This window comes from uncultured Dokdonia sp., assembly GCF_937910895.1.
In the GTDB taxonomy this organism is placed as follows: Bacteria; Bacteroidota; Bacteroidia; order Flavobacteriales; family Flavobacteriaceae; genus Dokdonia.
In genome coordinates this window covers 1-6,857 of record NZ_CALEMI010000026.1, presented here as the reverse complement: position 1 = coordinate 6,857, position 6,857 = coordinate 1, and the positions used below count along the sequence as shown (strand labels likewise).

At 37.2% G+C, this 6,857-nt stretch carries 8 protein-coding genes; 5 read left to right on the top strand and 3 right to left on the bottom strand.

The window, feature by feature from the left end; genetic code table 11:
- Positions 1 to 296 precede the first annotated feature (296 nt).
- Both purE and Q0505_RS02845 read right to left on the bottom strand, forming a co-directional pair.
- Positions 297 to 788, bottom strand: coding sequence for a 5-(carboxyamino)imidazole ribonucleotide mutase (gene purE, locus Q0505_RS02850; RefSeq protein WP_299208565.1), 492 nt, complete (start codon positions 786 to 788; stop codon positions 297 to 299).
- A gap of 17 nt (positions 789 to 805) precedes the next feature.
- The gene (locus Q0505_RS02845; RefSeq protein ID WP_299208561.1) at positions 806 to 1,951 is read right to left on the bottom strand and encodes a 5-(carboxyamino)imidazole ribonucleotide synthase; all 1,146 of its coding nucleotides are present in this window, start codon (positions 1,949 to 1,951) and stop codon (positions 806 to 808) included.
- A gap of 408 nt (positions 1,952 to 2,359) precedes the next feature.
- On the opposite strand from Q0505_RS02845, the gene Q0505_RS02840 reads away from it, so the two are divergent.
- The 4 genes from Q0505_RS02840 to Q0505_RS02825 all read left to right on the top strand — a co-directional run bounded on the left by Q0505_RS02840 (position 2,360) and on the right by Q0505_RS02825 (position 6,227).
- Positions 2,360 to 3,472 (top strand): adenylate kinase, encoded by a 1,113-nt coding sequence (locus tag Q0505_RS02840; protein ID WP_299208559.1) that lies wholly within the window; start codon positions 2,360 to 2,362, stop codon positions 3,470 to 3,472.
- A 147-nt stretch (positions 3,473 to 3,619) separates the two neighbouring features.
- On the top strand, positions 3,620 to 4,618 hold the full coding sequence (gene obgE / locus Q0505_RS02835) for a GTPase ObgE (RefSeq protein ID WP_299208563.1): 999 nt from the start codon (positions 3,620 to 3,622) through the stop codon (positions 4,616 to 4,618).
- A gap of 65 nt (positions 4,619 to 4,683) precedes the next feature.
- A complete protein-coding gene (locus tag Q0505_RS02830; RefSeq protein WP_299208557.1) occupies positions 4,684 to 5,208 on the top strand; it encodes a DUF4136 domain-containing protein in 525 nt (174 codons plus the stop codon).
- 50 nt (positions 5,209 to 5,258) lie between these two features.
- Positions 5,259 to 6,227: a tetratricopeptide repeat protein gene (locus Q0505_RS02825; protein WP_299208555.1), complete on the top strand. Its 969-nt coding sequence runs from the start codon at positions 5,259 to 5,261 to the stop codon at positions 6,225 to 6,227.
- Here Q0505_RS02825 and Q0505_RS02820 read toward each other — a convergent pair.
- Positions 6,224 to 6,658 carry a D-alanyl-D-alanine carboxypeptidase family protein gene (locus Q0505_RS02820; protein ID WP_299208553.1) on the bottom strand — a complete coding sequence of 145 codons (435 nt, stop codon included), beginning with the start codon at positions 6,656 to 6,658 and terminating at the stop codon, positions 6,224 to 6,226. The two genes, Q0505_RS02825 and Q0505_RS02820, sit on opposite strands and share 4 nt — an antisense overlap.
- Here Q0505_RS02820 and Q0505_RS02815 point away from each other — a divergent pair.
- Positions 6,597 to 6,857: deaminase (locus Q0505_RS02815; protein ID WP_366519362.1), on the top strand; the 261-nt coding region annotated here is incomplete at its 3' end. The genes Q0505_RS02820 and Q0505_RS02815 overlap by 62 nt on opposite strands.

Genomic DNA, 6,857 nt, shown 5'->3' with positions numbered 1-6,857 from the left:
ATTAAAAGGATGTAAAAGTGGATTATCTGCTATGCTCATAAATAAATGAATTAAAAATAGAATCTATTTGTGTATTTTATCGGTTATTTTGTGTATTTTATCTATAAAATAGATCTGAAAGTCAGAATTTAATAGCTATTTTAAAGGTAATAATATATTTGACGTGAGTTTTAGTGAGAATTCCCCAATTCAATGTAAAAGAAATAAGGTTTGATTCTATTTAGGATGGTTAATAAATACAAATTCAATACCCCAATATTACATTGATGAAAGACCACTCGCAAGAGTGGTCTTTTTTATTTAGGTTGTTTTAGGCTCTTTGCTCCATCAATTACTTTCTGTTTAAGTTCTTCTTTATACGCAATAATACGGTTTTGTATTTCTGAATCTCTTGCTCCCAAGATTTGTGCGGCGAGTATCCCAGCATTTTGTGCTCCATCTAAGGCAACAGTTGCTACAGGTACACCTCCTGGCATTTGTAAAATAGATAATATAGAATCCCACCCATCTATAGAGTTACGAGATTTTACAGGTACACCTATCACAGGAAGTGGTGATAAAGAAGCAACCATCCCCGGTAAATGTGCAGCACCTCCAGCACCAGCTATAATGACATTGATTCCTCGTGTGTGTGCATGTTGCCCATAATCAAAGAGCTTTTCTGGCGTACGATGTGCACTTACAATATCCACTTCTGTAGCGATTTCTAAATGCTCAAGAATATCGATGGCTTTTTGCATAACTGGGAGATCACTTGTACTCCCCATGATGATTCCTACTTTCATAATATATATCTTAAATTCTATTATTCAGAAATTACTTTAATCATTTTTTTAACAGCCTCGGCCGTTGTTCTGGCAACGCTAAGGTCTTGATCTATAATCGTCACATGTCCCATCTTCCGAAAAGGACGGGTTTCTTTTTTTCCGTAGATATGGGCGGTCACACCATCCATTTCCATAATTTTTTCGATGTTTTTATAAAGTACTTGCCCTTGGTAATTTTCTTCTCCTACTAGATTGACCATGACGGAGGCTACTTTACTATCTGTTTTTCCTAAGGGAAGGTCTAGAATAGCGCGTATATGTTGCTCAAATTGGTTGGTGTAGCTTCCTTCTATACTATAATGTCCGCTATTATGAGGTCTTGGAGCGACTTCATTTACCAGAATCTCATCATCTTCTGTTTGGAACATTTCTACCGCTAGTAATCCGACGTGTTCAAAAGCGTTAGATACTTTTTCGGCAACGGCTCTTGCTTTTTTTGCAACGTGTTCATTGATGCGACCTGGACAAATCACATATTCTACTTGATTGGCTTCTGGGTGAAATTCCATTTCAACCACGGGATAGGTAGTCACTTCTCCAGACGGATTACGTGCTACAATCACAGCAAGTTCATTTTTAAATGGAATCATAGCTTCTGCGATGCAAGGCACTTCGGGTAATTTTTCTAGATCCTGCGCACTACGAATAACCGCCACTCCTTTTCCATCATACCCCCCCGTACACGACTTCCATACAAAAGGATATGCTGGTGAATCTCTTAGAATTGCACTTGCAGTCTCATACCTTTTAAAAGAAGCAGTAGGAATACCTTGATCTATATAAAATTGCTTTTGGATTCCTTTATCTTGAATTTTACGTAAGGTATCGGCAGATGGATATACAGTAATTCCTTCTTTTTCTAAGGTCTCAAGCGCACTCACATTGACAGATTCTATTTCAAAAGTGAGTACATCTACTTTTCGCCCAAAGGCAACCACCGTATCATAGTCTAGTAGACTCCCTTGCTCAAAATAATCACAAGCAATTCTTGATGGAGCTTCGGCACTTGGATCAAGCACATGGGTTTGGATATCATATTTGCGGGTGTCATAGAGCATCATTTTGCCTAACTGACCACCACCTAAAATACCTAATTTAAATTGAGAAGAAAAATAGTTTTTCATAAGGTTACGTTCTCAACAACGTTGAGGTTTATACTGAGCTTGCCGAAGTACGGAAAGCATAAAAATTAAATCCGGATTATGCAGTAGAACTTCGTTATGAGGCTTGAAGGAGCAATAAAATATGACGTTTTCTGAGTTTTAGCATAGCTAAGTTTATCCTGAGTCCAGCCGAAGGGCTATGGTTAAACTCAAAAACGTAGTGAAATGGTATATTTTGAAGCATTTTCAAGCTGTAATAGGTTTTCTATTGCATAGTACGGGTTAAAACTCAAAAATACAAAAAACCTTGTTTCCAATCTCGTATCTATATCTCAGATTTTAGAAGCTTTTTAAGTGTTTCTGTTTTAAAGAATCTGAATTTGTGATTTGTGGTTTTCTGGTGGTATCTTTGCGCCTTTGTAAAAGGGTATGAAAACATTACGATTACACGATCTTATTTTTGAAGAATCTATCTCAAAAACCAAAGTACAACAGACCGTAAATGGTGTTGCGGTACTTATAAATGATGCTTACAAGGACAAGAGACCTGTGTTTCTTACAGTGCTTAATGGTGCTTTTCTTTTTGCAGCAGAGCTTATTAAGAAGTTTGATGGAGAGTGTGAGATGAGTTTTATAAAAGTCGCTAGTTATGATGGGCTAGAACAGAATGACGAGATTTTTACAGTCATGGGAGCAGAGCCTTCACTTAAGGGTCGTGATGTAGTGGTGATAGAAGACATCGTAGATTCTGGTAATACCATAGAAACGATTATACAGATTTTAGAACAAGAAGAAGTAGCTTCTTTTAAAATAGCTACCTTGTTTTACAAACCAAAAGCCTATACAAAACCATATACGATAGATTATATAGGATTGGAAATTGAAAATGATTTTGTTGTTGGATTTGGACTAGATTATAAAGGACTAGGCCGTAATCTTACCTCTATTTATAAACTTAAACAATCACACATGAAGAACCTTGTTTTGTTCGGCCCTCCAGGTGCAGGTAAAGGAACACAAGCAGAAGTATTAAAAGAAAAATACAATCTAGTACATATCTCTACAGGAGATGTTTTTAGATACAATATAAAAAATGCAACAGAATTAGGTACGTTAGCCAAGTCGTATATGGATAAAGGGCAACTAGTACCAGATACTGTGACTATAGATATGCTGAATGCAGAAGTAGAAAAAAATCCAGCGGCAAAAGGATTTATTTTTGATGGATTTCCTAGAACAGAAGCACAAGCAGAAGCATTAGCAACATTATTAGCTTCAAAAAATACAGAAGTAGCTGCGATGGTAGCTCTCGAAGTAGATGATGAGGTGTTGGTACAACGTCTTTTAGAAAGAGGAAAAACATCAGGACGTGCTGATGATGCAGATGAAACGGTGATCCGTAATCGTATCAAAGTATATTATGCAGAAACAGCGATCTTAAAAGGATACTACGAGAAGCAAAACAAGTACTACGGAGTCGATGGTGTTGGTAGTGTGGCTGAGATTACAGAACGTTTAAGCACGGTGATTGATACGTTGTAAATAGATACATAAGAAGAAATTAGTTTTGTTAGGTTCGCTCCTGCCTGCCGGTAGGTAGGTTCGCGAAAGCGAATTAAGAAACCGTACAAGGCATACTATAAAATGTGATTCGGGATCAAATTCCCGTCTATGCGAGAATTAGAAAAAATGACTGAAGGAAATTTTGTTGATTATGTAAAGATACACGCCACTTCTGGTAACGGAGGCTCTGGCTCTGCACATTTACATAGAGAAAAGTTTATTGAAAAAGGAGGGCCTGATGGTGGTGATGGTGGTCGTGGAGGTCATATTATTGTTAAAGGAAATAAAAATCTCTGGACATTATTACATCTTAAATTTAAAAGACATTCCCGTGCAGGACATGGTGGCAATGGTGCCAAATCCAGATCGACAGGTCATGATGGACAAGATGAGTATATCGAAGTGCCTTTAGGAACAACCTTACGCGATACCGAAACGGATAAAGTAATTTTTGAAATTACAGAAGACGGACAAGAATTTATCGTTGCCGAAGGGGGTATGGGAGGTCGTGGTAACTGGCATTTTAAAAGCAGTACCAACCAGACACCTCGATATTCACAACCTGGTATTGATGGGGTTGAAGTACAACTAACACTAGAGCTTAAAGTACTAGCAGATGTTGGATTGGTAGGATATCCTAATGTGGGAAAATCGACGTTACTAGCAGCAATTACTGCGGCAAAACCCAAAATTGCCAATTACGAATTTACTACACTAAAACCGAATCTTGGGATTGTAGAATACAGAGATTTTAGGTCTTTTGTGATGGCAGATATTCCAGGAATTATAGAAGGCGCTTCTGAAGGAAAAGGAATCGGACATCGATTTTTACGCCATATAGAACGTAACTCCACCTTGCTTTTTATGATCCCTGCCGATGCAGATAACATTGCAGATCAGTATGATATTCTACTGAATGAATTACAAAAATACAATCCAGAAATGCTGGATAAATCACGACTTATTGCGATTTCAAAAAGTGATATGCTAGATGATGAACTTAAAGCAGAACTTACTGAAGAACTAGATAGAGAATTGCCATTACCATACTTATTTATTTCTTCTATTACTCAACAAGGTCTTGTAGAACTGAAGGATGCGCTTTGGAAGATGTTAAATGAGTAGTTAAGAAGTAACAAAACACACTATAACTTGTATGCTTTCGTTTACTTTTACATAAATACTATAGGATGCGAATATTAATTTTGGTTTGTTTAGCTGTTCTTATCACAAGTTGTGGGACGACGTACGTAGATTACGATTATGATGAAAAAGCATCTTTCGATTTATACAAAACGTATCAATATGATTTGCGTGAACCCACAGGATTTTCTGAGTTTGATGAGCGTCGGTTTATAAAATTTACAGACAGTGTTCTTGAATCAAAAGGATACACAAGAACAGATTACAATAGTCTTTCTATTCAAATACAAGCATCAGAATATGAGACTTCTTCCCGTAATAGACTAGGTGTTGGCTTTGGTGGCGGTGGTGGTAATGTAGGCGTAGGCGTGAGTGGCGGCATCCCAATTGGAGGTCGTGAGCAACATCAACAAATAACGTTGGAGTTTTATGATATGGATCATGGCGGAAAACTTGTATGGCAAGCTATTAGCGAGAGTGATGTAAAGACAAAAGCAACGCCAAATCAAAGAGATGCCTACTTCAGAAAGTTAGTAGAAAAAATCTTTAAAAAATATCCTCCAAAATCTTAATTACCAGCTTGGCACTATTTTAGCATATATTTACAAAAATCAGACACCCTATGAAGTGGTTACTTATTTTATTATTCCCTATATGTAGCTTTGCGCAAGGAAATGCTGTTGATCCTGCTTTCGCGAAAGCAGAAAATTACTTCTATATAAAACAATACAATCAGGCAAAACCCATCTTTAAATCCTACCTGAAACAACACCCTAACGATCTTAAAACCTTAGAATATTTAGGCGATATATATGGCTTTACCCAAGAGTGGGATACTGCCATAGATTATTATAAGAAACTTGTAGAGTTATCACCAAAAGTCGCCAACTATCACTATAAATACGGAGGTGTTTTAGGAATGAAAGCATTGGCAATTAATAAAGTAAGAGCATTAGGGCTTATAGGCGATATTAAGGAAGCATTTATAACAGCTGCAACACTTGATCCCAAGCACGTCGAAGCACGGTGGGCATTGGTTGAATTTTACATACAATTACCAGGCGTCATCGGAGGAAGTGAGAGCAAAGCAAAACAATATGCAAATGAACTTGCAACGTTATCTCCCGTAGACGGACATCTTGCCCATGGCTATATTGCAGAGTATAATCATAAGCCTAAGGATGCTGAATATCATTATAAAAAGGCTGTCGCTATAGGAGGCTCTGTGATTTGTTATACAAAACTTTATGAGCATTATGAAAAAAATAAAGCACCAGAAAAAGCAATGCAAGTACTAGATGAAGCTCAAAAAAAACATACATCAGAAAATAGATTGCATTACCAATTAGGAAAGATTGCTGGGCAATATGGGATTGGTCTTGATCAAGGAATCGAGTGCTTGGATAAGTATATTATGAACTATTCTTCTGCAGATGGTGTTCCTAAAGATTGGGCGTATTATAGACTTGCTCAAATCTATAAACATAAAGGTCAAAAAGAAGAAGCTAAAACTTGGATTTCAAAAGCCCTACAAAATCGTCCAGATTTTAAAGAAGCCCTCGTTGAAAAAAAACTAATAGAAGCTCTTTAGCCTAACAAATAAGGATTGATGTCTAATATGTTTTCTTGTATATATTGATCTATAAATGCTGAAGTTATATACGAACTTCCTACCAATTGATCTTCTTGTAATATCCTTTTTACATCTAATTCTTTATATTTTTTAAGATAGGATATTGATAACTGTGCATAGCTGTAATGCCAAGGTTCATGCTTAAAACCTTTACGTTTTGGAGCATCTGTGTACACAAGATAAAAACCAAAGCTATTTGCATGAACATCCATCCATTCTTTAAATTTGTGATGGTAGACTTTAAATTCTGTCCATTTATCACCCACATCATCAACAAACATCACTGCTTCGTTATTTTGAACTTTCTTTCTTCTAGTATAATGCTCCATGAATAATGGTTCTATGCCAGAAGTCGTTCCGTGTAGATTATCATTTAAGCTAGCCATCATACTAACAGTGCCTGTCGGAGCAGTTGTTGTAGCTGCCGGCCGAATTGTTGGTAGCGCTCACAACCAGAGAGAGCAGCTAGCAGATCCAACGGCTCACGCAGAGATGATTGCTTTAACGCAAGCAGCATCGTCATTGGGCTCCTGGAGGCTTGTCGACTGTGTCCTGTATGTCACACTTGAGCCCTGTCATATGTGTGCA